The 25,373-nt window shown below is 66.7% G+C and carries 21 protein-coding genes; 12 read left to right on the top strand and 9 right to left on the bottom strand.

What is annotated here, in order from left to right; genetic code table 11:
• Positions 1-13 precede the first annotated feature (13 nt).
• From cobT to cobC, 3 genes are read left to right on the top strand one after another with little or no spacing between them, the layout of a single operon-like run.
• Entirely contained in the window at positions 14-1,084 is a 1,071-nt protein-coding gene (cobT, locus tag U5782_RS05820) for a nicotinate-nucleotide--dimethylbenzimidazole phosphoribosyltransferase (RefSeq protein ID WP_322042873.1), read from the top strand.
• A 59-nt stretch (positions 1,085-1,143) separates the two neighbouring features.
• Positions 1,144-1,899 carry an adenosylcobinamide-GDP ribazoletransferase gene (locus U5782_RS05825; RefSeq protein ID WP_415914262.1) on the top strand — a complete coding sequence of 252 codons (756 nt, stop codon included), beginning with the start codon at positions 1,144-1,146 and terminating at the stop codon, positions 1,897-1,899.
• On the top strand, positions 1,884-2,483 hold the full coding sequence (cobC, locus tag U5782_RS05830; RefSeq protein ID WP_322042874.1) for an alpha-ribazole phosphatase: 600 nt from the start codon (positions 1,884-1,886) through the stop codon (positions 2,481-2,483). Before U5782_RS05825 ends, cobC begins: the two co-directional genes overlap by 16 nt.
• A gap of 30 nt (positions 2,484-2,513) precedes the next feature.
• Here the strand turns inward: cobC and U5782_RS05835 are convergent, their stop codons facing one another.
• The 4 genes from U5782_RS05835 to cobU are packed head-to-tail and all read right to left on the bottom strand — an operon-like array spanning position 2,514 to position 5,959.
• Positions 2,514-3,428, bottom strand: a complete 915-nt coding sequence (locus U5782_RS05835; protein ID WP_322042875.1) for a cobalamin-binding protein — start codon at positions 3,426-3,428, stop codon at positions 2,514-2,516.
• The gene (cobD, locus tag U5782_RS05840) at positions 3,428-4,432 is read right to left on the bottom strand and encodes a threonine-phosphate decarboxylase CobD (protein WP_322042876.1); all 1,005 of its coding nucleotides are present in this window, start codon (positions 4,430-4,432) and stop codon (positions 3,428-3,430) included. The genes U5782_RS05835 and cobD overlap by 1 nt, the downstream gene beginning before the upstream one ends.
• 19 nt (positions 4,433-4,451) lie before the next feature.
• Entirely contained in the window at positions 4,452-5,393 is a 942-nt protein-coding gene (cbiB, locus tag U5782_RS05845; protein WP_322043085.1) for an adenosylcobinamide-phosphate synthase CbiB, read from the bottom strand.
• Positions 5,387-5,959 (bottom strand): bifunctional adenosylcobinamide kinase/adenosylcobinamide-phosphate guanylyltransferase, encoded by a 573-nt coding sequence (cobU, locus tag U5782_RS05850; protein ID WP_322042877.1) that lies wholly within the window; start codon positions 5,957-5,959, stop codon positions 5,387-5,389. The genes cbiB and cobU overlap by 7 nt, the downstream gene beginning before the upstream one ends.
• A 123-nt stretch (positions 5,960-6,082) precedes the next feature.
• Between cobU and U5782_RS05855 the strand changes: the two genes are divergently transcribed.
• Positions 6,083-7,606 (top strand): cobyric acid synthase, encoded by a 1,524-nt coding sequence (locus U5782_RS05855; protein WP_322042878.1) that lies wholly within the window; start codon positions 6,083-6,085, stop codon positions 7,604-7,606.
• Positions 7,607-7,625: 19 nt separating this feature from the next.
• On the opposite strand, the gene U5782_RS05860 is transcribed toward U5782_RS05855, so the two are convergent.
• Positions 7,626-8,045 carry a PaaI family thioesterase gene (locus U5782_RS05860; RefSeq protein WP_322042879.1) on the bottom strand — a complete coding sequence of 140 codons (420 nt, stop codon included), beginning with the start codon at positions 8,043-8,045 and terminating at the stop codon, positions 7,626-7,628.
• 275 nt (positions 8,046-8,320) lie between these two features.
• On the opposite strand from U5782_RS05860, the gene U5782_RS05865 reads away from it, so the two are divergent.
• Positions 8,321-8,947, top strand: a complete 627-nt coding sequence (locus U5782_RS05865; RefSeq protein ID WP_322042880.1) for a ParA family protein — start codon at positions 8,321-8,323, stop codon at positions 8,945-8,947.
• A 59-nt stretch (positions 8,948-9,006) separates the two neighbouring features.
• Here the strand turns inward: U5782_RS05865 and panD are convergent, their stop codons facing one another.
• The 4 genes from panD to U5782_RS05885 form a co-directional block, all read right to left on the bottom strand.
• A complete protein-coding gene (gene panD / locus U5782_RS05870; RefSeq protein WP_027816621.1) occupies positions 9,007-9,393 on the bottom strand; it encodes an aspartate 1-decarboxylase in 387 nt (128 codons plus the stop codon).
• 89 nt (positions 9,394-9,482) lie between these two features.
• Complete coding sequence (gene panC / locus U5782_RS05875; protein ID WP_322042881.1) at positions 9,483-10,325, bottom strand: pantoate--beta-alanine ligase; 843 nt, start codon at positions 10,323-10,325, stop codon at positions 9,483-9,485.
• Between the two features lie 352 nt (positions 10,326-10,677).
• On the bottom strand, positions 10,678-11,637 hold the full coding sequence (locus tag U5782_RS05880) for a ScpA family protein (protein WP_322042882.1): 960 nt from the start codon (positions 11,635-11,637) through the stop codon (positions 10,678-10,680).
• Entirely contained in the window at positions 11,637-11,822 is a 186-nt protein-coding gene (locus U5782_RS05885; protein WP_027816618.1) for a DUF3460 family protein, read from the bottom strand. The genes U5782_RS05880 and U5782_RS05885 overlap by 1 nt, the downstream gene beginning before the upstream one ends.
• A 345-nt stretch (positions 11,823-12,167) precedes the next feature.
• Here U5782_RS05885 and U5782_RS05890 point away from each other — a divergent pair, with 345 nt between their 5' ends.
• The 7 genes from U5782_RS05890 to U5782_RS05920 all read left to right on the top strand — a co-directional run bounded on the left by U5782_RS05890 (position 12,168) and on the right by U5782_RS05920 (position 25,332).
• A complete protein-coding gene (locus U5782_RS05890; protein WP_415914254.1) occupies positions 12,168-14,087 on the top strand; it encodes an autotransporter assembly complex protein TamA in 1,920 nt (639 codons plus the stop codon).
• Entirely contained in the window at positions 14,087-18,565 is a 4,479-nt protein-coding gene (locus tag U5782_RS05895) for a translocation/assembly module TamB domain-containing protein (RefSeq protein ID WP_322042883.1), read from the top strand. The genes U5782_RS05890 and U5782_RS05895 overlap by 1 nt, the downstream gene beginning before the upstream one ends.
• Positions 18,566-18,941: 376 nt before the next feature.
• Complete coding sequence (locus tag U5782_RS05900; protein WP_322042884.1) at positions 18,942-19,493, top strand: fimbrial protein; 552 nt, start codon at positions 18,942-18,944, stop codon at positions 19,491-19,493.
• A gap of 151 nt (positions 19,494-19,644) precedes the next feature.
• Positions 19,645-20,388 carry a fimbria/pilus periplasmic chaperone gene (locus U5782_RS05905; protein WP_322042885.1) on the top strand — a complete coding sequence of 248 codons (744 nt, stop codon included), beginning with the start codon at positions 19,645-19,647 and terminating at the stop codon, positions 20,386-20,388.
• A gap of 203 nt (positions 20,389-20,591) precedes the next feature.
• On the top strand, positions 20,592-23,483 hold the full coding sequence (locus U5782_RS05910) for a fimbria/pilus outer membrane usher protein (protein ID WP_322042886.1): 2,892 nt from the start codon (positions 20,592-20,594) through the stop codon (positions 23,481-23,483).
• Between the two features lie 19 nt (positions 23,484-23,502).
• Positions 23,503-24,129 carry a fimbrial protein gene (locus U5782_RS05915; protein WP_322042887.1) on the top strand — a complete coding sequence of 209 codons (627 nt, stop codon included), beginning with the start codon at positions 23,503-23,505 and terminating at the stop codon, positions 24,127-24,129.
• Positions 24,130-24,228: 99 nt separating this feature from the next.
• Entirely contained in the window at positions 24,229-25,332 is a 1,104-nt protein-coding gene (locus U5782_RS05920) for a fimbrial protein (RefSeq protein ID WP_322042888.1), read from the top strand.
• Positions 25,333-25,373 lie beyond the last annotated feature (41 nt).

Raw genomic sequence — 25,373 nt, forward strand, 5'->3', positions numbered from 1 at the left:
AACCGAATCCGCTATGACCACCACGCTTTCCGATCTGATCACTGTCGAGCCGCTGGACACCTCGCTGCGCGACACACTTCAGCACCTCATCGACACCAAGACCAAGCCGCCGGGCAGCCTCGGGCGCCTCGAAACCCTCGCGCGCCAGCTCGGCATGATCCAGCGCACCACGAAGCCACGCATCGAGCGTCCCGCGATGATCGTGTTCGCGGGCGACCACGGCATCGCGCACGAAGGCGTGAGCCCGTATCCGCAGGCCGTCACGGCGCAAATGGTCGCGAACTTCCTCGCGGGCGGCGCGGCGATCAACGCGTTCAGCGGCGTGGGCGGGCTGGAGCTGGAGATCGTCGATGCAGGCGTGGCTACGCCGCTGCCGCCCGTTGATACGTCGAAGCTGGTCTCGCTGCCGATCGCCCAGGGCACGCGCAACTTCGCGCACGAAGCCGCGATGACGCGCGAGCAGGCCATCGCCGCGCTGGCGGCGGGTGCGGCGCGCGTGCGTCATCACGCGGCGCTCGGCACCAATGTGATCGGCTTTGGCGAGATGGGCATCGCGAACACCTCGTCGGCGGCGTGCCTGATGAGCCGTCTGTGCAATGTGCCGATCGACGAATGCGTGGGCCGCGGCACGGGCCTCGATAACGCGGGGCTCGCGAAAAAGCGCAACGTGCTCGCAGCGGCGCTCGCGCACCACGCGAACGCGCGCGAACCGCTCGATGTGCTCGCAACGTTCGGCGGCTTCGAGATCGCGATGATGGCAGGCGCGTATCTGGAAGCGGCGCGCCAGCGCATGGCGATCCTCGTGGACGGCTTTATCGCGACTTCGGCGCTCGTGGTGGCCGACGCGCTGTCGCCGCACGTGCGCGACTACTGCGTGTTCGCGCACTCGTCGAACGAAGCGGGGCATCGGCGCATGCTCGATCATTTCGGTGCGCGTGAGCTGCTCGCGCTCGATCTTCGTCTGGGCGAAGGCACGGGCGCGGCGCTCGCGGTGCCGCTGCTGCGCGCGGCCGTGGCCTTCCTCAACGAGATGGCGAGCTTCGAGTCGGCGGGCGTGGATGACCGCAGCGAGCGCGGGCGTTGAGCGAATTCGACAAAGGCGTCGATAAGGGCGCGAGTGCCCATCCGGCCGTGAAGCCGTTTATGGAAGTGCGCTACTTCTTTACGGCGCTCGGCTATTTCACGCGCGTGCCGGTGCCGCGCTGGGTGGGCTTCGAGCCGCAGTGGCTCACTGCGGCGGCGCGCTATTTTCCGCTGGTCGGCGTATTGGTCGGTGCATTGGCCGCGCTGGTCTACCTGGCGGCGCTGCGCGTGTTTCCCGCGGGCGTGGCGGTGCTGCTGTCGATGGCCGCAACCTTGCTCGTGACCGGCGCGCTCCATGAGGACGGTCTTGCCGATTGTCTCGACGCGTTCGGTGGGGGCTACAAGAAAGAGGATGTGCTGCGCATCATGCACGACTCGCGCATCGGCGCGTTCGGCGCGATCGGTCTGGTCGTATCGCTCGCACTGAAGTGGCAGACGCTGGCGCTCCTGCCGCCGCTGCGCGCGGCCACGCTCATGATCGCGGGCCACGCGGCAAGTCGCGTGCTGGCGATCAGCTATCTTGCCTCGCTGGACTATGTGCGACCGGAAGGCAAGGCGAAGCCGGTCGCGCAGCGTTTGAGGGCAGGCGCGCTGGCGATTGCGGCCCTGTTCGGCCTGCCGTGGCTCGTTTGGCCGGCGTGGCCGGACTGGCGCGCGGGCGTGGCGACGCTCGCCGTGCTCGGTGTGCTGCGCTTCGCGCTCGGGCGTTATTTCGTGCGACGCATCGGCGGCTATACGGGCGATTGCCTCGGCTTCGCACAGCAGATTTTCGAACTGTCGATCTACCTCATGGGACTCGCATGGATCTCGTCCTGATCCGCCATCCGGCCGTGGCGGTCGAGGCGGGCATTTGCTACGGGCGCTCCGACGTGGCGCTCGCGGCCGACGCCGAAAGCGGCGCGATGTCGATCGCCGCGCGCCTGAAAGCACTCGGCGTGCGCGCGCCCGCGCGCATCGAAACGAGTCCGCTCACGCGCTGCGCGAGCGTGGCGCGTGTGCTCGCACGCGAACACGGCGGCCTCGTGCCGCACGAAGACCCGCGCCTCGCGGAAATGGATTTCGGCGCATGGGAGATGCAGCGCTGGGACGGCATCGAGCGCACGCAGATCGACGCGTGGGCGGCCAATTTCCTGCACGCGCGCGATCACGGCGGCGAGAGCGTCGCGCAATTCGATGCGCGCGTGACGGCATGGTTCGAATCGCTCGACGCTACCCATGCCGATGCGCGCACAACGGTATGGGCGATGGCGCATGCGGGTGTGATTCGCACGGTTGCGGCGCGCGCGCTGGGCGTGTCGCTGGAGCGGTGCGTGCGCTGGCCGCTGGAGATGGCGGCGATCGTGGTGCTGCATCGCGAGTCGTCGAGCGGCGAGTGGCTGCTGACGCGCTGGAACGCCTGAGTCGCTTTGGCAATCCATTCGGATTGCCGATCAATTCGTGGGGTGCGTGCTGGGGGCGTTCGCGCGGGCGCGTTGCAGGTCTTCGCAGAGTTGCTGCGCGCCTTGCGCGATGCGCGGGCCCGGCCGCGTGAGCAGATCGCCGTCGATGGCGTAGAGGTTCGCGTGCGCTACCGCATTCAACTGCGGCCACGCGCGCCAGCGTTCGAGCGCGGGAAGCGGGCGGTCCGGCGCCGTCGCGCCTTGCGAGGCCGTCACGATCGCAGCGGGATTCGCGGCGAGTACGGCTTCGGTCGAGAGCGTCGGCACCAACGGGCGCAGCGCGGCGAACACATTGCGCCCGCCACATAGCGCGATCACATCGGAAATCATGTGTTCGCCGTTGATCGTCATGAGCGGTTGATCCCACACCTCGTAGAACACGCTCACCGGAGCGCGTTGCGCGTAGGTCGCCCGTAGTTGCGCGATCTTGCTGCGGTAAGCGTTCGCCGCGTCCTGCGCCGTTTTCGCCGTGCCCAGCAGCATGCCCAGGCGTGTAAGCGAGGTCGCCACATCGTCGAGCCGGTGCGGCTCGCTGAAAAAAAGCGGAATGTGCAGTTCGCGCAGCCGATCGAGTTGCTGCTGCGCGTTGCCGTGACGCCAGACGACGATCAGATCGGGCTTGAGTGCGGCGATGCGTTCAAGGTCGAGCGCGCGGTTGTCGCCCACGCGCGGCACAGCCTGCGCCTCTCGCGGGTAATCGCTATAGCTCACCGCGCCCACCAGCTTCGCGCCGCCGCCCGCCGCATAGATCAGCTCGGTGACATGAGGGGCGAGGCTCACGACGCGCTGAGCGGGCGCGGCGAGCGTGACGGTGTCGCCGTCGTCGTCGGTGGCGCTCACGGGCTCGGCGTGAACGTTGCCGGCGGCACACGCGGCCACTAGCGCCAGACTGGGCAGGCAGCGCATCAGCCGATCGCCTGCACAGCCTGCGCGAGCGCCGTTTCGAAGCGCTGCCATTCGTCTTCCGAGGCCGGCAGGCCGAAGCGCAGACTCGCGGGCGCGTCGAAGCGGCGCGTCCAGACCGCGCGCGCGGCGAGGGCGTCCTGCAACTGCGCGGCGCGCGCATCGGCGATCCAGGCGTAGAGCGGCGTGGCCTGCGGCGCGAAACCGTGCGCCGAGAGCAACGCCACAAGGCGCGCGCCTTCCGCGGCGAGTCGCTCGCGCATGCTGGCTTGCCAGGCGGCGTCCTCGAATGCATGCGTGACCGCGTGCCGCGCGGGCCCGCTCACGGTCCAGGCGCCCAGCCGCGCGCGCAAGGCCGCGAGCAGCGCGGGCTGCGCGAGCGCAAAGCCGCAACGCGCGCCCGCCAAACCGAAAAACTTGCCCGGCGAGCGCAGCACCACGAGGCCCGCGCGATCGACCGTATCGGCGAGCGACTGGGCGCGTGCCTGCGCGTAGGCATCGGCGAAGGCTTCATCGACGATCAGCGTGCCGCCGCGCGCGGCCAGTTGTGCGTGCCAGCGCAGCAGCGTGCCGCGCTCGACGAGGGCAGCGGTCGGATTGTTCGGGTTCACGATGACGGCATGTATGACGTCATCGGGCAGCGCATCGCACGCAATGTCGAGCGGCGCGACCGTGTGGCCAGCCTGTGCGAACGCGGGCGCGTACTCGCCATAGGTGAGTGGCGCAATCGCCACGCGTCCCGCAGGCAGCAGCGCCGGCAGTGCGCGGATCGCGGCCTGACTACCTGCTACGGGCAGGACGTGCTGCGCATCGGGCGCGCCGTAATAGCGCGCGGCGCTGGCGGCGAAGCCGTCCCCGTCGTCGGGCAGGCGACGCCAGGCCGAGGGCGGCACGGGCGGCACCGGATAGCCGTGCGGGTTGATGCCGGTCGAGAGATCGATCCACGCGTCCCAGGCGATGCCGAAGCGCTGCGCGGCTTCGTGCAGATTGCCGCCGTGCGCGACCATGCGAGGTTCAGAACGCGGTTCAGACATGGGTGGCCACGCTCACGAAAGCCAGCGCGATGAGCGCGGCGAGCCACAGGATCGTCGTGCGCTCGACGAGGCGCAGCGCCGCGTGCACGTCCTGCGCGCGCGGCGGGGAGCCTGCGCCGAGCGGCGGGCGTTCCTCGAGCGTGCCGTGATAAACGGCGGCGCCGCCCAGCAGCACGTTCAGGCTGCCCGCCCCGGCGGCCATCACTGGCCCGGCGTTCGGACTCTCCCATCGGCGCGCCTGTTCGCGCCAGCAGCGCAGCGCGACGCGCGTGTTGCCGAGCAGCGCATAGCTCGTGGCTGTGAGGCGCGCGGGAATCCAGTTGAGCACGTCGTCGATGCGCGCCGCCGCCCAGCCGAAGCGCAGGAAGCGCGGCGTGCGGTAGCCCCACATCGCGTCGAGCGTGTTGGCGAGACGAAACGCCAGCGCACCCGGGCCGCCCGCAATAGCGAACCAGAACAGCGCGCCGAAGATCGCGTCGTTGCCGTTTTCGAGCGCCGATTCGCAGGCCGCGCGCGAGAGCGCGGTGGCGTCGGCTTGGGCGGTATCGCGCGAGACGATGCGCGCGGTGAGCGCGCGCGCCGCCGCGAGATCGCGCTCGGCGAGCGCCCGGGCGATCGGTGCGATGTGCTCTTCGAGACTGCGCGCGCCGAGTGCGAACCACAGCAGCGCAATGTGCAGCGCCCACGCGAGCGGCCAGGGCAGCGTCGCGCACAGGACGGCCGCGAGCGCGACCGGCGGCGCGACGGCCAGCAGCCACGCGAGCAGGCCAAGCGGGCGACCGCGCCGCCCGGTGTTCAGACGCTTCTCGATGCGCCCCGCGAGCGTGCCGAAGGCAACGAGCGGATGCGCGCGGCGCGGCTCGCCGAACCAGCGGTCGACGGCGACGCCGGCCACGGCGAGCGCGGCGGTAACAGGAAGGCTCAGCATCATGATCGGGAAGCCTGGTGAGGTGCCTTGAGCACGAGCGGCAGGCCCGCGGCCACAAGCGTCGCGCGATCCGCGAGTGCAGCGATACGCTGGTTCAGTCGGCCGAGTTCGTCGACGTAAAGCCGGGTGGCCGCGCCCATCGGCACCACACCCATGCCGATCTCGTTGCTGACCACCAGCACGATGCCGCGCGCGCGCTCGCAGGCCGCCGCGAAGGCGTCGAGGCGCGCGCGCCAGTCGGGGCGCGGGCTTTCGGAGTCGGGCGGACAGAGCAGGTTGGCGAGCCAGAGCGTGAGGCAGTCGATCAGCACGCAATGATCCGGCTGCGCGGCGGCGTCGAGTGCCTCGGCCAGATCGAGCGGCGCTTCGACGAGGCCCCAGTGCCCAGGCCGTCGCGCACGGTGATGGCCGATGCGCGTGGCGAATTCGGCGTCGGCATGCGCGCCCGCGGGCACAGCCGCGGTGGCGATATAGGTGACGGGCAGGCCGCTCCCGGCGGCGAGGCGTTCGGCGTAGGCGCTCTTGCCCGAGCGCGCGCCGCCGACGATAAAAGTAAGATCGCGCGAAATCATGGCGTGATTTTACCTGCTGTGTACCGGCTGGCCTGACGGTCTGCCCTTGCAGCACAGCGCCGCGTCGTAGTCCGCGCACGGGCGATGGGATAATGCGCGTTCGCCCGAACGACCACCTTCACCATGTCCGTTACCCCTCTCGCCGTGCCGCGCGGCACCCTCATGATCCAGGGCACCACGTCCGATGCCGGCAAGAGCACGCTCGTGGCCGGCCTGTGCCGCCTCGCGCGGCGCGCGGGCGTGCGCGTGGCGCCCTTCAAGCCGCAGAACATGGCGCTCAACAGCGCCGTGACGGCCGATGGCGGCGAGATCGGCCGCGCCCAGGCGCTCCAGGCGATTGCGGCCGGCATCGACGCGCATACCGACCTGAACCCCGTGCTGCTCAAGCCGAACAGCGATCTGGGCTCGCAGGTCATCATCCACGGCAAGGCGCGCATGAACCTCAATGCGCGCGCTTACCAGAGCTACAAGCCGCTCGCACGCGAGGCCGTGCTCGAATCGTACGGACGGCTGCGCGCGGGCTACGACACCGTGTTCGTCGAAGGCGCGGGCAGCCCCGCCGAAATCAACCTGCGCGCCAACGACATCGCCAACATGGGCTTTGCCGAGGCCGTCGATTGCCCGGTCGTGCTGGTCGCCGACATCGACCGGGGCGGCGTGTTCGCGCATCTGATCGGCACGCTGGCCTGTCTCTCCGAGAGCGAGCGCGCGCGCGTGACGGGCTTCATCATCAACCGGTTTCGCGGCGATCCGTCGCTGCTCAAGCCGGGCCTCGACTGGCTGGAGGCGCAGACGGGCAAGCCCGTGCTGGGCGTTGTGCCGTATCTGCACGGCCTCACGCTCGACGCCGAGGACATGCTGCCCGGCGCCGCGCACACGCACGCCCAGGCGGGCGGCGAGTCGCTGCGCGTGGTGGTGCCCGCGCTGCCGCACATCAGCAATCACACCGACTTCGACGCGCTGCGGGCGCATCCGCAGGTCGAGTTCAGCTATGTGCGCGCGGGCAACGCGCCGCCACCGGCCGATCTGGTGATCCTGCCAGGCTCGAAGAACGTGCGCGACGATCTCGCGTGGCTGCGCGCCCAGGGCTGGGACAAGGCGCTGGCGCGGCATCTGCGCTATGGCGGGCGTGTGATCGGCATTTGCGGCGGCATGCAGATGCTCGGGCGCGCGATCGCCGATCCGCATGGCGTGGAAGGCGAGCCCGGCGCGGTGGAGGGTTTCGGCTGGCTCGACTTTGAGACGGAACTCACGCGCGAGAAGACGCTCAAGAACGTAACCGGATGCCTTGCGCTTGTGGGCGCGGACGCGACGGCGGCAATGCCGGTGCGCGGCTACGAGATTCATATGGGTGTGACGCGCGGTGCGGCGCTGGACGCGCCCGCGATCCGCGAGATGGTGCGCGATGGCGAAAACGGTGCGATGCACGTGGACGGCGCGCAATCGGCGGATGGCCAGATTCTCGCGACCTACGTGCACGGTTTGTTCGACACGCCCGAGGCCTGCGCCGCGCTGCTGGGCTGGGCCGGGCTGGCCACGGCGCAACAGGTGGACTATCCGGCGCTGCGCGAGGCCTCGCTCGAGCGCCTGGCGGACACGCTGGCGGCAAGCCTCGACCTGCCGCGCCTGTACGCCGCCATCGGCTGAAATCGCGCAGCCAGTCCGCTCAGTACAGCACCATCTGCGTGCAACGGAACAGGGCGGTGGTCTTGCCGTCCGGGCCGGTCACGGTGGCGTCCCAGATCTGCGTGCTGCGCCCGAGATGCACGCCGGTCGCCACGACACTCAGGCGGCCTTCGCGCGCCGTGCCGAGAAAGTTGCTCTTGAGCTCGATGGTCGTGAAATTCTTCGCGTTGGGCGGCAGGTGGGCGAGGCAGCCATAGCCGCAGGCCGTATCGGCGAGGCAGACCACGGTGGCCGCGTGCAGGAAGCCATTGGGCGCGAGCAGTTCGCTGCGGATGTCGAGTTCGGCACGCAGCACACCCTGCTCGAGCGCGACGGGGCGAAAGCCGATCAGATCCGGCAGGCAGCCGCGCTGGCGCGCGAGCAGGAATTCGAGCGTGACGTCGGGGCGCAGCGTGCTCATGAGGCGAAAGTCTCCGTTGATGAGTAAGGGAATGAATGCGTGGGTGGGCGGGTTGGGGGCTTCGACCCCACGGCATTTGCCGATATTATCGGACGGTTGCGGAATCGGCTGAGCCGCAATCCGCAGTAGAACGAGACGGGAAACGAACAGGCAGCAGGTAGCAAGCGCGCGCTCCAGGTCGAACGATCGAGTCCGGGAGGCGGTGCGCGCAGCAAGGATGGGCAGAATCGGCAAACCGGCTGGCGCGAACGCCAGCCATCCTGACGGGAGCATTCATGACGGTGATCGTGGTGGCGAACCCCAAGGGCGGCGTTGGCAAGAGCACGCTGTCCACCAATCTGGCCGGCTATTTCGCGGCGCAAGGCGAGTGGGTCGCGCTCGCCGACCTCGACCGGCAGCAGTCGGCCCACGCGTGGCTCGACCTGCGGCCCGCATCGCTGCCGGCGATCGAAAGCTGGCCGGTCGATCTGGAGCACCCGGCGAAGCCGCCCAAGGGGCTGGAACACGCCGTCATCGACACGCCCGCGGGCCTGCACGGCAACCGCCTGAACGCGATCGTCGAGCTGGCGGACAAGGTGATCGTGCCGCTACAGCCGTCCATGTTCGACATCCTTGCGACCAAGGACTTCCTCGATCGCCTCGCCAAGGAAAAAGCCGTGCGCAAGGGCGCCATCAAGGTGGGCGTGGTGGGCATGCGGGTGGACGCGCGCACGCGTTCGGCCGAACAGTTGCAGCGTTTCGTGGAGGGGCTGGAGCTGCCCGTGCTGGGCTATCTGCGCGACACGCAGAACTACGTGCAGCTGGCGGCGCACGGGCTCACGATCTGGGACGTCGCGAAGAGCCGCGTGGAGAAGGACATCGACCAGTGGCAGTCGATCCTGGCGTGGGCCAATGCGAAGTAAGGCTGGCGGGAGCGGCGCATGAGCATTCAGGGCCGCTCCGCTAGAGCTGAAGCGCGGCTTCAGGTCCAGTTCTGGGTCGGCACGTGGTCGCGGCTGCCCTTGATGCGGTTGTTTTCGTCGACGAACACCAGATCCGGCTTCCAGCCAGCCTTCAGCTCCGCCTCGTCGACGTTCGCGAAGGCCGCGATGATCACGAGGTCGCCCAACTGCGCGCGGCGTGCGGCCGAGCCGTTCAGCGAAATCATGCCGCTGCCGCGCTCGCCCTTGATCGCGTAGGTCGAGAAGCGTTCGCCGTTGTTGATGTTCCAGATGTCGATGCGCTCGTTTTCGACGATGTTCGCCGCTTCGAGCAGATTTTCGTCGATCGCGCACGAACCTTCGTAGTGCAGCTCGCAGTGCGTGACGGCGACGCGGTGGATCTTCGACTTGAGCATGTGGCGTTGCATGGGGTGTCTCCTCAGGCGGACGGGCGCACGGCCCGCCGCAGCAGAATCAATAAAAGCCTGAAAGGGCGCGGCGCGCGAACGCGCAGCGCTCAGATTTCGAGGTTGTCGATCAGACGCGTGGCGCCGAGCTTGGCGGCGGCCACGACGACGAGCGGCGCGTTGGCGTCCGCTTCGACGCCCGGTGCCGGCGGCAGCAGGTTCACGCGCTTGCGGATGGCGATGTAGTCGGGCTTCCAGCCGCGTGCGGCCAGCGTCGCCATTGCGTCGAGTTCGAGCTGCGGGAAGTCGCGGCGGCCCGACAGCACCGACTCGCGGATGCCTTGCAGCACGCCTGCGAGTTGCGGCGCTTCGGCGCGCTCGGCGGCCGACAGGTAACGGTTGCGCGAGCTGAGCGCGAGGCCGTCTTCGTCGCGCACGGTTTCGGCGGCGATCACTTCGGTCGGCAGCGAGAACTGCTGGCACATCGCGCGCACGATCATCAGCTGCTGGTAGTCCTTCTTGCCGAATACGGCCACGCGCGGCTGCACGCACGACATCAGCTTCATGACGACGGTGCAGACGCCTTCGAAGAAGCCCGGACGGAACTCGCCTTCGAGGATGTCGCCGAGGTTGTGCGGCGGATGCACGCGGTATTCCTGCGGCTGCGGGTACATGTCGGCCTCGGTGGGCGCGAACAGCACGTAGACGTTTTCCTTCTGCAGCTTCTCGATGTCGTCCTGGAGCGTGCGCGGATACTTGTCGAAATCCTCGTTCGGGCCGAACTGCAGACGGTTGACGAAGATGCTCGCGACGACCGGGTCGCCGTGCTGGCGCGCGAGGCGCATCAGCGAGAGGTGGCCTTCGTGCAGATTGCCCATGGTCGGAACGAACGCGACGCGGTTTTGGCCGCGCAACTGGTCGCGCAGTTCCTGAATCGAGCTGATGACTTTCATGATCGGATGCGTTATGCCTCGCGCGGGGCAAGACGGGGTTGCAACACACGGCGGGCGCAAAGCGCGGCCGGCCGGATGGCGTGTCCGGCCCGTCAGGGGCAGGCGCGGGCGATTGTAGAGGATTTGTGCGTGCCGCGCAGCCGCTTCGGATACGGGATTATCCTGGCCTGGCGTGATGGGGCAGGATGCCGCAATCGCGTGAAAAACGGGGCCACGACATATGTGGCCGGCGTTTGCGCCGATATCGAAGCGCACGAGCGTGCGGTGGCGGCGCGGGCGGCGTACGTGAACACGCGGCCGTGCGCCAGAGGCAGTTTTCCGTACTTTGAATGGAGCGGGCGAGGCGAACGACTTACGAAGGCGAATACGCCAGGCGCACGTAAATCGGCGCGAACGGTTCGGCCTGGGTGATCTCGACGAGCGACTCGCGCGAGAGTTCGAGCATGGCGATGAAGTTGACCACGACCACGGGCACGCCGCGCGTCACGTCGAACAACTCCGAGAACTCCATGAAGCGCGAGCCCTGGAGCTTGCGCAGGATCACGCTCATATGCTCGCGCACGGACAGTTCCTCGCGCGAGATCTTGTGGTGCTGCACCAGCTTCGCGCGCTTGATGACATCGGCCCACGCGGCACGCAGATCGTTGCTGTCCACGTCGGGAAAGCGCGGCGTGATGCTCTGCTCGATATAGACCTCGGCGCGCAGGAAGTCGCGGCCGAGCTGCGGCAGCTTGTCGATGCGCTGCGCCGCGAGCTTCATCTGCTCGTATTCGAGCAGGCGGCGCACGAGTTCGGCGCGCGGGTCTTCGGCTTCCTCGCCGGTGTCGGCCTTCTTGACCGGCAGCAGCATGCGCGACTTGATCTCGATGAGCATGGCCGCCATCAGCAGATACTCGGCCGCGAGTTCGAGATTGGTCTTGCGCAGTTGCTCGACGTAGCCGAGATACTGGTTGGTGACGTCCGCCATCGGGATGTCGAGCACATTGAAGTTCTGCTTGCGGATCAGATACAGCAACAGATCGAGCGGACCTTCGAACGTTTCGAGGAACACCTCGAGCGCGTCGGGCGGAATGTACAGGTCTTGCGGGAGCTTGAAGAGCGGCTCGCCGTACAGGCGCGCGAATGCGACGCCGTCTACCGTATTGGGCGTCGAATCCGTGGCGGGGGCGGCCAGCGCTTCGTCCGCACTGGCGACGCTGGGCGCGTGGGCCACAGGGGTCGCGGGCGCCGCGCCCGTGCCCGCGTGGGCGCTCGCTGGCGTTACCGCTTCCTTGGCGCCCTCAGCCATTTCGGCCCCATCGGCCTCGGCCATCAGAAGTTCTGGTAGTAGACGTAAGGCGTCTGCTTGACGCGCGACGCCTGCTGGCGCTCGCGCTCGTCGAGGTCGATCGGCTGCTTGTCCCACAGGAGCGAGCGGCCCTTGCGCTGCTGCTCCTCGAGTTGCGGCTTCTGCTCTTTGAGCTGGTTCAGGAACTGGGTGATGTCCGACTGATACATGGCTGACGTCCGTCGTGTGAGGCCGCCGCCGCTTTCTGACGGCAGGCGGCGACCGGTGTTTCGTGTCGGCGGCAATTTTACCGCAAGCGCCACGCGCGGAACATCCAGAAGGGCGATGCGTCGAAGCCGCTTGCGCGTCCGGCGCGGGGTCACATCTGCCGCGGGATCCGCAGCGTGGCGAAATCCTCCGTGGCGGCTGTCGTTGCGCGCCTTTTGCGCCGCATCCTGGGGTTTTCACGCGCTGATGTGGTGAAATAACGCGTTTGCGCCCGTCCAGCGACGCAGCGGCGAGGCGGCGCGCGCAATGAATAAAACCAAAGCCGGAGGTCCTGTTTGGCGGGAAGGGTGATTGAAGCATCGAGCGTTTGTTCGGCGCGTTCGGCATGGTCGCGCTGGCAGCGCTCCCGGCGTGCCGCCCGGGCGGCGCGGCCGTTCGCGGGCGCGGGCAGTGTCCGTGCCTTTGCTTCATTGCCCCTGCGCGTCGCGCTCTGCGCACTCTGGCTGGCCGCCGGGCTCGCGACGAGCCTGCTCGGCGCCACACCGGCTCGCGCCGCCTTGACCGACCTGCTGCCCTGGGTGCACGGCAAAACCACGTACGACGTCGATATCCAGGCTACGCCACGCGAGTTGCGCAAGCTGCTCGAAGCCCATCTCGACATCGCGCGCTTCGCTAAACGCACCGATATCGGCGAGGACCAGTTCGACTTCCTCGTCACGGCCACGCCGCAGCAGGTGCGCGACCTGGCCACCACCGACGGCTATTTCACGCCGGTCGTGCGCACCGACGTGCAGACCGGCGAAAACGGCCGGCGCATCGTGCGCGTGATGGTCGACCCGGGGCCGCGCACGACGATTTCCTCGGTGAAACTGAACTTCACCGGCCCCGTGCTGACCGAGGATCACGCCCAGGAGAACGCCACGCGCTTTGCGTTTTCGCTGCACGAGGGCGACGCCTTCACGCAGTCCGACTGGGACAGCGCCAAGAACGCGGCGCTGCGGGCGCTGCAATCGCGCCGTTACCTGGGCGCGAAGATCGCCCATTCGGAAGCGCGCATCGACCCGCTCAAGCACGACGCGAAACTTTCCGTGACGTTCGATAGCGGCCCGACCTTCACGATGGGACAACTCGATGTGTCGGGCACACGGCGCTATCCGGAGGAGATCGTCCATAACGTGAATCCGATCACGCCGGACGAAATCTACGACGTCAATCGCGTGACCGAATTGCAGCGCCAGTTGCAGAACGCGCCGTACTACGCGAGCGTGGCGATCGACGTGGACGACAACACGCAAAAGCCCCTGCAGACCCCGCTGCACGTCAAGGTGAGCGAGTACCCGTACAACAACTTCCGCGGCGGCGTGGGCTACTCGACCGACACCGGACCGCACGTGCAGGGCTCCTATACCTACCTCGACACGTTCGGCAAGGCGTGGCCGCTCCAGTTGCAGGGCCGGATCGACCAGATCCAGAAGTACGGCCAGATCCAGCTCTCGATGCCGCCGGGCGAGCGGGCGTGGACCAACAGCGTGCTCGCGTCGTACACCACGACGGACGTCTCGGACACCACGATCTACAGCGCGCGCGTGGGCGTGCAGCGCACGCGCACCTCGCAGAACATCGACTACGCGTACTCGCTGATGTTCTACGACGATCGCCTCACACAAAACGTGGGCCCTTCCACGCGCGCCTACGCGCTCATGCCGGGGTGGTCGTGGACGCGCCGCGACGTGGACGATCCGCTGTTCCCGCGCACCGGCAACGTGATTCGCGTGGAGGCCGGCGTCGCGGTCAAGGGCGCGGGCTCGGACGTGACCTTCGGGCGTGCCTATGCGCGCGGCCAGCAATATCTGCCGATCGGCCATAGCGATCTCGTAGTGTTGCGTGGGGAACTGGGCGGCGTATTCACGAGCGGCTCGTCGTCGGATGTGCCGGCTTCACTGCTGTTTCGCGCGGGCGGCTCGAACTCGGTGCGCGGCTACAGCTTCGAGGGCATCGGCAACGACGTTTCGGGCTCGATCCTGCCGACCAAATATCTCGTCACCGGATCGGCGGAGTATCAGCACTGGTTCAGCCACGACTGGGGCGGCGCGGCGTTCTTCGATGTCGGCACCGCGACCGATACGTGGGGCGAAAAGCAGTTCGATCCGGGCGCGGGCATCGGTGCGCGCTGGCGCAGCCCGGTCGGTCCCGTCAACGTCGATATCGCCTATGGTTTTCGCACCCATAACGTGCGGCCTTATCTGACTCTCGGGATCGCTTTCTGATGCTGACGCGCGCTTTCGTTCGCCTTGTTTCGCCGCTTTCGTGGGCGCGCGCCTGCGCGTTGCCGCCGGGCGAGGCCGCTGGCAACGCTGCTGGCAACGCTGCTGGCAACGCGCAAGACGATCCATCCGGCGATCACGGCGAAAACCCGACGCCGCCGCGCCGTCGTCATCCGGCTCTCAAGGCGCTTGCGTGGATCGTCGTCGCGAGCGTGCTGCTGGTCGCGCTTCTCGGCGGTTTGCTCTATGGCGCGCTGACCACGGAGCGCGGCACCGCCTATGCGTGGCGCGCCGCCGTGAAGCTGCTCGACGGCAAGCTTGCGGGGACGCTCGAGAGCGGGGCGCTCGCGCATGGCGTTCGGCTGTCCGACGTGAGCTGGCGGGGGGCGGACGGCACAACGATCAAGGTCGATCGCGTCGACGGTCAATGGGCAGTGCAGGGCTTCGGGCGCGCGCCGTGGCGCTTCGTCGTCGACTATCTGCATATTGGCGATATCGACGCGCGGGTGGTGCCGTCGAACGAACCCTCGTCGCCGACGACGCTGCCGCAGAATCTGCAACTGCCGCTCGGGCTCGAGATTCGCGATTTGCAAGTGGACAAGCTCACGCTGCATCAAGGCACCTCGACGAGCGAATTCTCGCGGCTCCTGTTCCACGGCCGCAGTGACGGGCGTCATCACGAAGCCGCCGTCGAGCGGCTCGACACGCCGTACGGCGCGGTGAGCGCGCACGCGAAACTCGACGGCATGCGGCCGTTCGCGCTGGCGGGCGATCTCGGTTACGCGGGCAAGGTCAACGGCGAGGACGTGCAGGTCAACGGCACGCTCGGTGGCTCGCTCGAAGCGCTCACGGCCGATATCGGCGCGAGCGGCATGAAGCTCGCGGGCCGCGCGCATGTGGAAGCGACGCCGTTTGCCGCCGTGCCGTTGCAGCGCGCGACGCTCGCCTTCGATCACGTCAATCCGCAGGCCTTCGCGCCCGGCGCGCCGTTCGCGGATCTGGCCGTGCGCGCGCAACTCCAACCTGTGCCGGGTGGCGCGGCGGGCGTGCCCGCGGCGCTCGCGGCGGCGGCATCGGGGACTTCTGCGGCGCTGGCTGCACCGGCGGCAACGGTTGCGGCGTCGGCGGCGGTTGCGGCATCCACGGCCCACGCCACGTCCGCCGCACATGGCGACGCCGCGGGTTTCACGGTCGCGGGCGACGTGTCGATCGTCAACGCGAAGCCCGGCGCAATCGGCGAAAAACTGCTGCCCTTGATCGACGCTCACGCGAGCGTCGTGCTCGACGCGAAGACGCAGCGCCTGCCGAAGCTCGCTGTGCGGCTCGTCAAGACCGCTACGGTGACGGGCAGCGGCGCGATCAGCGGACGCAACGGGCACTTCGATCTTCATGTGGCCGGGCTCGATCTCAACACGCTCGAATCGAGCGTGCGCGCGACGCAGTTCGCGGGACCGGTCAACGTGCGCCTCGCGGGCGACGTGCAGAGCGTCACGCTCGATCTCGCCGATCCGAAGGCGGCGCTGCGCGTGCAGGGCAAGATCACGCAGGACCCGGCGCGGCTCTCGTTCAACGACGTGCGCGTGAGTTCGGGCGCGGGGCGCATCGACCTCTCCGGCGCGCTCAAGCATGACGCCAATTCCACCTATTCGCTCAAGGCGGTGCTGACGAACTTCGATCCGCTCTCGCTGACCTCGCAGATGGTGGCGCCAAAACCTGCGCCGAAATCCGCGCAGAAGTCGACGCCGAAGTCGACGCAAACGGCGCCCGCGCCGCGCACGAACACGCCATCGACAAGCGCCGCCGATGCGCTCGATCCCAAGCGCAATCTCGCGCTCAATCCATCGCTGAACCCATCGCTCAACCCCGCGCAAACGGGCGATCTGGCCAAGGCGCAAAAGCGTGTCGAAGTCGCGCAGCAGACCGAAGAGAAGGGGGCATCGGCCAAGCAGACGCAAACGCAAACCCGCGCGCAGGCCAAACCGAAGGCCGCGCCCGCGCGCCGTATCGAGGCGCGCGTGAACGGCACGCTCAGCGCGAGCGGCATGCTCGCGCCCACGCTTACCACCAAGGCCGAGTTCAAACTCGGGCCGAGCGTCTACGACGATCTGCCGCTCACGGGCCAGGGGCTGATCCAGCTCGCGGGGTCGCGCATCCTGCCCAGCCGCGCGAACCTGTCGGTGGCGGGCAATGTCGTCGATCTGCAAGGCAGCTTCGGCGCGCCCGGCGACCGGCTGCGGTTTCGCGTCGACGCGCCGCAGCTCGACCGGCTCGGCTTTGGCGTCGCGGGGCAACTCGCGGCGAGCGGCGATTTGACCGGCAGCTTCGCGCATCCGAACGTCGCGCTCGACTACAAGGCCGATCACGTGGCCTTCGGCGATAACCATATCGGTCATGCGGAAGGCCGCGCGGAAGCGCGCGACGGCGCGAACGGCGCGCTTGCCTTCAGCACGGACGCAAGCGGTATCGACGTGACGGGCGTCGAAATCACGACGCTCACCGCGCGTCTTGCCGGCACGCGCGCGAAGCACACGCTCACCGCGAGCGCCAAGGGCAAGGTGCAAGGCCAGCCGATCGATCTCGCCGTGGCCGCGAACGGCGGCCTCGCCGACACGCGCGAGGGCTCGCGCTGGGACGGCACCGTCACGCAACTGGAGAATCGCGGCACGCCGGGCGTAAAGCTCGAAGCGCCGCTCAAGGTCAGCGCGGGCGCAGGCAAGGTCACGCTCGGCGCGACGCGCCTCGTGGCCGAAGGCGCGTCGCTCGACCTCAAATCCTTCGATCTCGATCACGGCCGCATCCAGTCGGCCGGGTCGCTCACGAACGTCTCGCTCGCGCGCATCATGCAATTGCGTCAGCAGTTCACCGGCGAGCCGTCCACGCTGCGCAGCGATCTCATTTTCGATGGCGACTGGAACTTCTCGATCGGCCAAAGTGCAAGCGGCTATGTGCAGATCAAGCGCCGCTCGGGCGACATCACGACGGAAATCGGCCGCGGTCTGGCCTCGCTCGGCATCGGCGATCTCAACGTGCGGGCGGCCTTCAGCGCCGGCAATCGCCTCACGCTCACCGCGCACGCGCAGGCGAGCCGCGTGGGCGTGCTCGACGTCGATGCGAACACGACGCTCGCGCCGCGCGACGGCATGCTCACAGTCACCGACGAATCGGCGCTGGGCGGCACGATCAAGGCCAACGTGCCGTCCCTGCGCACCACGGGCGGGCTGCTCGGGCCGAGCTATCTACTCGACGGCCATATCGCGCTCGATCTCGCACTGGGCGGCACGGTCGCGAAGCCGAACCTCACGGGTTTGATGAGCGGCGACGGTTTGTCGGTGACGGTGGTCGATCAGGGCGTGGAACTGAAGGACGGCGTGATCCGTATCGCGCTCTCGCGCAATCTCGTCGATTTCCAGCAGGTCGAGTTCCACGGCGCGACGAGCGGCACCTTGCGCGCGACGGGGCGTGTGGCGCTCGATAACGCCGAGCCCGATCTCACGGCCAGCGTCGTCGCGGACAAGCTCGAACTCTTTGCCTCGCCCGATCGCAAGCTCTCGCTCTCGGGCAGTGCGAGCATCGCCAACGGCGGGCATCTGGGCGGCATGATGATCAACGGCAAGTTCACCGTCGATCATGCCCTCTTCGACATGCCGGAGTCGGCTGCGCCGTCGCTTGGCGACGACGTCGTGATCGTGCGCCCCGACGGCACGACGATGGGCGGCAAACCGCCCATCGAGGAAACGGCGTCGACCAAGCCGGCGCCGCGTTTCGCGCCGCGCGCGAACATCGAAATCGATCTGGGTCGCGACTTCCGCTTCCGTGGCCAGGGCGCGGATCTCGGGCTCGCCGGCGTCATCACGGCGACCAGCGCGCCGGACGTGCCGCTGCGCGCCGTCGGCAACGTGCGCGTGACGGAGGGCTCGTCGTACACGGCGTTCGGCACCAAGCTCAATATCGAGAACGGCTTCTTCACGTTCAACGGCCCGGTGGGCAATCCTGGCATCAATATTCTCGCGATGCGGCGTAACCAGCAGGTCGAGGCGGGCGTGCAGGTCACGGGCACGGTGCGCGCGCCGGTGGCGAAGCTCGTCTCGGAGCCGAACGTGGCCGACAACGAAAAGCTCTCGTGGCTGCTGTTCGGTCACGGCACCGACCAGGGCAACAACGCCGGCCAGCAAAGCGCGATGACGACGGCGCTTGCGCTGCTCGGCAGTGCGAGCGGCAAGCGGATCGCGCAGAGCATCGGCCTCGACGAATTTTCGATTGGGCGCAGCGAGGTGGGCCTGACCGACCCCGAGGTTGTCATGATCGCGAAGGCGATCAACCAGCGGCTGGTGATCGGCTATGAGCAGGGTCTGCAGTCCGCGTCGAACGCGGTGAAGGCAACGCTCAACCTCACGCGTTACTGGTCGGTGGTGGCGTACGGCGGCACGTTCTATGGCGCCGACATTCTCTATACGCGGCGCTTCGACCGGATTCGCTGGTAGTCGCTAAAAGGGGCCGCGCAACGCGGCCCCGGTATTCCGTTTTTTCTCCTCCCTGTGTGTACACGCCGGAATGATGGGGCCATTTCACGGACTACAAGGTCCGTCGGAGTTGAGTCGGAATTCGCATCATTAGATGTCAAATATGGGCTAATTCTTAGTGTATTTGAGTAATTTGGGAATATTCCGATCTTTTATCCGAAAACGTAATCGCACAATGAGAATCCCTCTTCTGTGATGAGGCGCCACGCCGCGGCAGTCCATGGTCTCAAGTCGGCGGGGTGGGTTAAGGGTGGACGGCGGCGCGCACAGGAGTCGGTGCGTTCAGGCTGGTTCTCAAATATAGATTGGTCACTTTGGTGACGCGTTTGGAGTACTCATGAAAAAAATCGCTCTTCCCCTGTTTGCAGCGATGATCGGCCTGACGGGAGCCGCAGCCCACGCAGCTGGCCCGACCAGCAACGGCGGTGTGCTGACGATCAACGGCAAGTTGATGGCCAACACCTGCACGGTGAGCGGCAACGGCCAGGGCAACAACTTCACGGTCACGCTGCCGAACATTTCGGCCTCGGAGCTGTCGACGGCTGGCGCTGTGGCGGGTGCGACCGGTTTCAACATCGCTCTGAGTGGCTGCACGCCGGCAACGGGCAACGTGCGCACGTTCTGGGAATACGGCACGAACACGCTCGCCGACGGCAATCTGCTGAACGGCGGCACGGCGACCAATGTCGAAGTCCAGTTGCTCGACTACAACGGCGGCCAGAAGACCATCGACGTGAGCAAGGCAGACGGCGCACAGAACTCGCAAGTCGTTGCGATCACGGGTGGCAACGCCAGCCTGCAATACGCGGCGCAGTACATCGCGCCGGCCGGCGGTGCGACCGCAGGCAGCGTGACGACCAACGTCACGTACTCGATGTCGTATCAGTAAATTCTGAACGACGGCCTCTCGCAGAGGCCACACGGACGGACGTAGCCACGTCCGTCCGTAAGGATGCCTTATCAAATGACGTGCCTGCATAGTGCCGTCCGCGTACGTGCAAGGCGTTGTCGCAGTCAAATTCGCTTTCTGGTTGAGCGTCATGAATATCCGCAAAATCCTTTCTCATACCGTGGCCGCGAGCGTGCTGGCCGTGGGCGCGTGGTTGCCATGCGCGGCGCAGGCTTCGGTGGTGATCGCCGGCACACGCGTTGTCTACAACGCGACGGATAGCGAGGTGACGCTCAAGCTCTCCAATGTCGGCAAGTCGCCGGCGCTCACCCAGGTCTGGCTGGACAAGGGTGATCCCAAGGCCGATCCCAGCACGCTTGACTTGCCTTTCGTGCTGACGCCGCCGCTCGCGCGTATCGATCCCGACAAGGCGCAGACCGTCCGCATCGCCTATACGGGCGAGGCGCTTCCCAAGGATCGCGAAACCCTGTTCTGGTTCAACCTGCTCGAAGTGCCGCCCAAACCGGCGGCGACCGAGGCCGGGCAGAACTATGTGCAACTGGCGTTCCGCTCGCGCCTGAAATTTTTCTTCCGGCCCGCCGGACTGCCCGGCAATGCCGATGACGCGCCGGGCAAGCTCACCTGGCATCTTGGCTCGCAGGGCGGCAAGCCCGCGCTGCAGGTCTCGAATCCCACGCCGTATCACGTCACGATCATCGAGGCCCATGTGGGCGAAGGCGAGCGCGCGCCGAAGTTCGAAGACGGCAGCATGGTGGCGCCGGGCGCGCAGGCGAGCCTGCCGCTTTCGGCCACACCGGCGACGGGCGGCAAGGTGTCGTTCACCACGCTCAACGACTACGGCGGTCCGATCAAGCACGAGGCGCCGCTGCAATAAATACCGGTACGCGCATAGCGCGTTTTCCCGTCGATTCGCAATGCGAAGCAATGCGGCGTTGCCGTTGATGTTGCGGATCGAGCCGGCAGGCTGAAGACCGGCGCTCACCCCCTACACGCACACACTCGTCGAGGTAGAAGGCCCACGCTACTGATCGCACTGCGTATCGGTAGGGCCGGATCTGCCCGCGAATCCGGCTCAACATGGACAAACACAACTCGAAGACGTCTTCCAGGATATCCCATGCCGATCCGCTGACCCTGAGCCAGGCCAGCGTCGCCGTGCTGCTCGCATTCGTGGCGGCCCATGCGAAGGCCGACGGCATGCCCGACGGGAGTGTCGTCGCGCCGCCCGCTTCGACGCCTGCCGCCGTCCCTGCGGCTTCCGCTGCGCCGGCCTTGTTCCCCGCGACAGGCGTGGCGGCATCGGATATCGCGCTCGGCAACGCGACGGCCATGCCGGCCGGCCAGGTCCAGACTACGCAGACCACGACGCTTGCGCCCACCCTGGCCGCACCTGCGCTGCTTGCACCCACCCCGGCCGTGCCCACCCCGGTCGCCCCCGCGCCGGTTGCCCCCATCGGCCTTCTGCCACTGAGCATGACCCAGGGGACCGGCGTAACACCCGCGCCGCTACCGGCCGCAGCCGAGCCCGCGGCCGTGGAATTCAACACGCAGTTCCTGAGTGGCGGCGGCGCGGCGAACCTGGATATCAGCCGCTTCGACAAGGGCAACGTAGCGGCGCCCGGTCACTATCGCGCCGCGCTGTACGTCAACCAGGTGTGGATCGGCGTAACGGATGTCACGCTGCGCGACGTGAATGGCCCCGGTCACAGCGCGCAGCCGGTCTTCGACCGCGATCTGCTGCAACGTACCGGCGTGGACGTTGCGCGTTTGCCCGACTCGGCGGGCGCGAAGCTCGCAACGGCGGGCGACGGCGGCGCGGCGCCGCTACCCGAGTTGATCCCCCAGGCCACGGCGACGTTCGACATGGGCGAACAGCGCCTCGACGTGAGCATTCCGCAGGCCATGATGAGCCGCAACGCACGCGGCTGGGTCGATCCGAAGTTCTGGGACGACGGCGTGCCGGCGGCCTCGCTGCAATACAACGCCAACGTCTACCACACCAACGGCAGCGGCCTGTCGACAACGCAGGGCTACCTGGGGCTGAACGCGGGCATCAACGTGGGCGCCTGGCGGTTCCGCTACAACGGCAACGTCACGAACACGTCCGGTGCGGGCACGCACGTGCAGAGCATGCAGACGTATCTGCAACGCTCGTTCGCGCCGATCAAGAGCCAACTCACGATCGGCGATTCCTATACGGACGGCTCGATCTTCGACAGTTTCGGCGTGCGCGGCGTGCAGATCGGCACCGACGACCGCATGTACCCGGAGTCGCAGCGCGGCTATGCGCCGACGGTGCGCGGCATCGCGAACTCCAACGCGAAGGTCGAAGTCAGGCAGAACGGCAACATCCTCTACACGACCACGGTGGCGCCCGGGCCGTTCGAGATCAACGATCTTTATCCGACCGGCTATGGCGGCGACCTCGAGGTGGTCGTGACCGAGGCGGACGGCAGCCAGCACGTGTCGGCGGTGCCGTATGCCGCCCCCGTGAACGCGCTGCGCGCCGGTCGCTGGCGCTATAACGTCGCGGCGGGCCAGTATCGCAACACGAGCCTGAACAGCCATCCGTTTGTGTTCGAGGCAGGCGTTCAGCATGGTCTGAACAACCTGGTCACGCTGTATGGCGGCACGATTGCCGGAGAGAATTATTTCTCCGTCGCGGGGGGCGCCGCGCTCAATACGCCGATCGGCGCCTTTGCCGCAGACGTGACGCAGGCGAACAGCAACATCCCCCATGCACCGAGCCGCAGCGGCCAGAGCTTGCGCCTGTCGTATTCGCGCCTCATCGCGCCGACGAATACGAACCTGACGCTGGCGGCCTATCGCTATTCGACCAACGGCTTCCTGAGTTACGACGATGCCATGACGCTGCGCGACGCCGGGCTCAATGGCACAGCCTACGTCAACAACGGTATCCAGAAGGGCCGCTTGCAACTGACGGTGAACCAGAGTCTCGGCGACTGGGGCGCGCTGTATGCGTCGGGTTTTACGCAGAACTACTGGAACAAGTCGAGCCGCGATACGTCATTCCAGGTCGGCTACAACACCAACTTCCGCCGGGTGGGCGTGGGCGTCTCGGCTTCGCGCGAACTCGACGTGGGCACCGCGCACTGGGATAACCGCGTGATGCTGAACCTGAGCATTCCGCTCGATATCGGTTCGAAGGTCGTCAATACGTCGACAAGCTTCACGCACGACTCGCGCGACAACAGCAACCAGATCCAGGAATCCTTCACGGGTACGGCAGGCCAGGACAACCAGTTGAACTACGGCGTCTCGGCGGGCTACGTCTCGAACACCGGCAATGGCTCAAGCGTCAATGCCAACGTCGGCTATCTCGCGCCGTTCACGCAGATGCGCGCCAATGCCGGCTATTCGAACGGTTACACCCAGGGCGGCGCGGGCCTCACGGGTTCGCTCGTCGCGTACCAGGGCGGCGTCGCGCTGTCCTCGCAGACCGGCGACACGCTGGCGGTCATCGAGGCGAAGGATGCGGTGGGCGCGCGCGTGTCGACCTCGCCGGGTGTTCGCGTGGACACGCAGGGGCATGCAGTGATCGCGGGCATGCAGCCTTACTCGCAGAACACCGTGGAGATCGACACGAAGGGCCTGCCGATGGGTGTTCAACTCAAGAGCACCGAGCAGCATTTCGCGCCGACCGCGGGCGCGGTGGTGCGCGTGAAGTTCGAAACCGAGAATCGCGGCCGCGCGGTGGTGATGCGCCTGCATCGCGCGAACGGCACGGCGGTGCCGTTCGGCGCCGACGTGCTGGATGCGAGCGGCAACAACATCGGCACGGTGAGCCAGGGCAGCCGCGCCATGTTCTATAGCAAGGACGCAGGCGGCGATCTGCGGGTGAAGTGGGGCGAGGGCATCGGGCAGAGCTGCAAGCTGACCTATGCGCTGCCCGTGGCCACGAAGGACAAGCCCGCGCAGACCGATTTTGCGGATGCGAGCTGTCAATGACGGGGCAAATTGCGAGGTAATGGATATGGCCGATTTCAGAAATACATCCCGTCAATGTTGCAGCGTCCTCCAGACGTTGAGGCAAGCGTTCGCTTTGCCCGACGCGACGAGAGTCGCCCAGCGCATCGTCGCACTGTTCCTCGCGACGCTTGCCACCTTTGCGGCGATGGACGCGCGTCCTGTTTTCGCCGCCGATGCGAACCTGAACTTCTCCGGTTCGTTTTGGCAGCCGTCGTGTGATGTGGATAGCTCGACGGCCAGCCAGACCATCAACCTGGGAAGCGCGCCGATCGTCAACTTCGCTTCTGTCGGCAGCACGAGCAATCCGACGCCGTTCAATCTGAGTCTGAGCAACTGCCTGGCGGGCACGAATGTGACAATGAGCGTATCGGGAACGATGGACACCGTGGCCAGCGTACTGAAGAACACCGGCACGGCCACGCAGGTGGGCGTGCAGATTCTGCAGGCAAGCAGCGTGGGCGCGACGACTGGCACGCCGGTCACGCTTAACAGCGCGGTCAGTCTCGGCACGGTGGGTAGTACTAACGCGATGACTATTCCGTTTGTCGCCCAGTTCTACCGCCTGGGCGCGCTGACGGCCGGCACGGTGGCAGCTACAGCGACTATCAATTTTACGTACAACTGATAGATTTCCTGGCGCATTGGCGATCTTGCTGTGCGATGGCTTTGCCCTGTGCCGTTGAAACAATCAACACGAGCGCGCAATGCGTGCGCGATTAGAGAAATGATTTCATTGACTTCGCAGATAGGAAGACCCGCTGGCCTATTGTTCAGGTTGCTGCTGGCACTGGTGTTGCTGATTGGCGCAAAGGGTGCGTTTGCCCAGAGTTGCTCGGGTGGGGGAGGCACTTACACGATTAGTTTGCCCACCAGCGTCGCGGTGCCTCGCGACACGCCGGCGGGCACGCGCATCACCAGCTGGACTTACACGGCTTCGTATACCAATTTCTACTACAACTGTAGCGGTTCGAACGTATTCATTGGCGATGCGGCGAGGCCAGTCAACTTTGCTTCGCTTGGCAAGACCTGGACTGAGAGTGGAAAGACCTACGGTCTCTATGACTCGGGGATTCCTGGCGTAGGTATCGCGCTGGCCTATAGCCAATACGCAGGCGGTTGCGGTTGGTTCGGCGGCCTGGTTCCAGTGACGACAGCCGGCACGAAGGTGGGCGGTAGCAATTGGCCCCCCTCCGGATGGACGGGGGGCTCTTGCGGAAGTAACGGAAGTTTCGGTGGTTGGTCGGTTGGCGCGCAGTTGGGCGCTGCGCTTGTCACGACAGGGCCGGTTTCGCCGGGTGTAACCCAATCTGGCCAGATTCTCGATCTGGCGGCATATGGCAGTAGTAATGGCAGTCCGTGGCTGTTGGGTAACGCGCATCAGTCGATCGTTCTCACCTCGACATCGGTCAGTTCGATTGCGTGTACCACGCCGGACGTTTCAGTACCGTTGGGGACGCACAAAACGACAGAGTTGACCGGCGTGAATACCTTCACCGCAGCGGTCAGTTTCAACCTCAACCTGAACAATTGCCCGGCTGGGATGAACACGGTTCAATATCGCGTCGATCCGACGACCACGGTGCTCAACAGCTCGCAATCGGTTGTTGCGCTCGACGCCAGTTCTGGTGCATCCGGTATCGGTGTGCAATTGCTCAATGGTGCTGGTGCGGTGTTCCCTTTGTCCACGTACCAGACCTACAGCGGTTACAGCAAGTCCACGGGCGGGAGCTATAGCATTGCGTTCAAGGCTCGCTATTACCAGACTGGCGCAACGGTTGGTGCGGGAGCAGCGAACACTTCAATGACCGTCACATTGCTCTATCAGTAGCCCCAAAACGACAAACCCTTGGCTTGGGCCAAGGGTTTGTT

The organism is Paraburkholderia sp. J67 (genome assembly GCF_905220265.1).
GTDB lineage: Bacteria > Pseudomonadota > Gammaproteobacteria > Burkholderiales > Burkholderiaceae > Paraburkholderia.

Coding starts and splice junctions, on each gene's coding strand:
- cobT (WP_322042873.1), top strand. CDS start 14: ATGACCACCACGCTTTCCGATCTGATCACTGTCGAGCCGCTGGACACC.
- U5782_RS05825 (WP_415914262.1), top strand. CDS start 1,144: ATGGAAGTGCGCTACTTCTTTACGGCGCTCGGCTATTTCACGCGCGTG.
- cobC (WP_322042874.1), top strand. CDS start 1,884: ATGGATCTCGTCCTGATCCGCCATCCGGCCGTGGCGGTCGAGGCGGGC.
- U5782_RS05835 (WP_322042875.1), bottom strand. CDS start 3,428: ATGCGCTGCCTGCCCAGTCTGGCGCTAGTGGCCGCGTGTGCCGCCGGC.
- cobD (WP_322042876.1), bottom strand. CDS start 4,432: ATGGTCGCGCACGGCGGCAATCTGCACGAAGCCGCGCAGCGCTTCGGC.
- cobU (WP_322042877.1), bottom strand. CDS start 5,959: ATGATTTCGCGCGATCTTACTTTTATCGTCGGCGGCGCGCGCTCGGGC.
- U5782_RS05855 (WP_322042878.1), top strand. CDS start 6,083: ATGTCCGTTACCCCTCTCGCCGTGCCGCGCGGCACCCTCATGATCCAG.
- U5782_RS05860 (WP_322042879.1), bottom strand. CDS start 8,045: ATGAGCACGCTGCGCCCCGACGTCACGCTCGAATTCCTGCTCGCGCGC.
- U5782_RS05865 (WP_322042880.1), top strand. CDS start 8,321: ATGACGGTGATCGTGGTGGCGAACCCCAAGGGCGGCGTTGGCAAGAGC.
- panD (WP_027816621.1), bottom strand. CDS start 9,393: ATGCAACGCCACATGCTCAAGTCGAAGATCCACCGCGTCGCCGTCACG.
- panC (WP_322042881.1), bottom strand. CDS start 10,325: ATGAAAGTCATCAGCTCGATTCAGGAACTGCGCGACCAGTTGCGCGGC.
- U5782_RS05880 (WP_322042882.1), bottom strand. CDS start 11,637: ATGGCCGAGGCCGATGGGGCCGAAATGGCTGAGGGCGCCAAGGAAGCG.
- U5782_RS05885 (WP_027816618.1), bottom strand. CDS start 11,822: ATGTATCAGTCGGACATCACCCAGTTCCTGAACCAGCTCAAAGAGCAG.
- U5782_RS05895 (WP_322042883.1), top strand. CDS start 14,087: ATGCTGACGCGCGCTTTCGTTCGCCTTGTTTCGCCGCTTTCGTGGGCG.
- U5782_RS05900 (WP_322042884.1), top strand. CDS start 18,942: ATGAAAAAAATCGCTCTTCCCCTGTTTGCAGCGATGATCGGCCTGACG.
- U5782_RS05905 (WP_322042885.1), top strand. CDS start 19,645: ATGAATATCCGCAAAATCCTTTCTCATACCGTGGCCGCGAGCGTGCTG.
- U5782_RS05910 (WP_322042886.1), top strand. CDS start 20,592: ATGGACAAACACAACTCGAAGACGTCTTCCAGGATATCCCATGCCGAT.
- U5782_RS05915 (WP_322042887.1), top strand. CDS start 23,503: ATGGATATGGCCGATTTCAGAAATACATCCCGTCAATGTTGCAGCGTC.
- U5782_RS05920 (WP_322042888.1), top strand. CDS start 24,229: ATGATTTCATTGACTTCGCAGATAGGAAGACCCGCTGGCCTATTGTTC.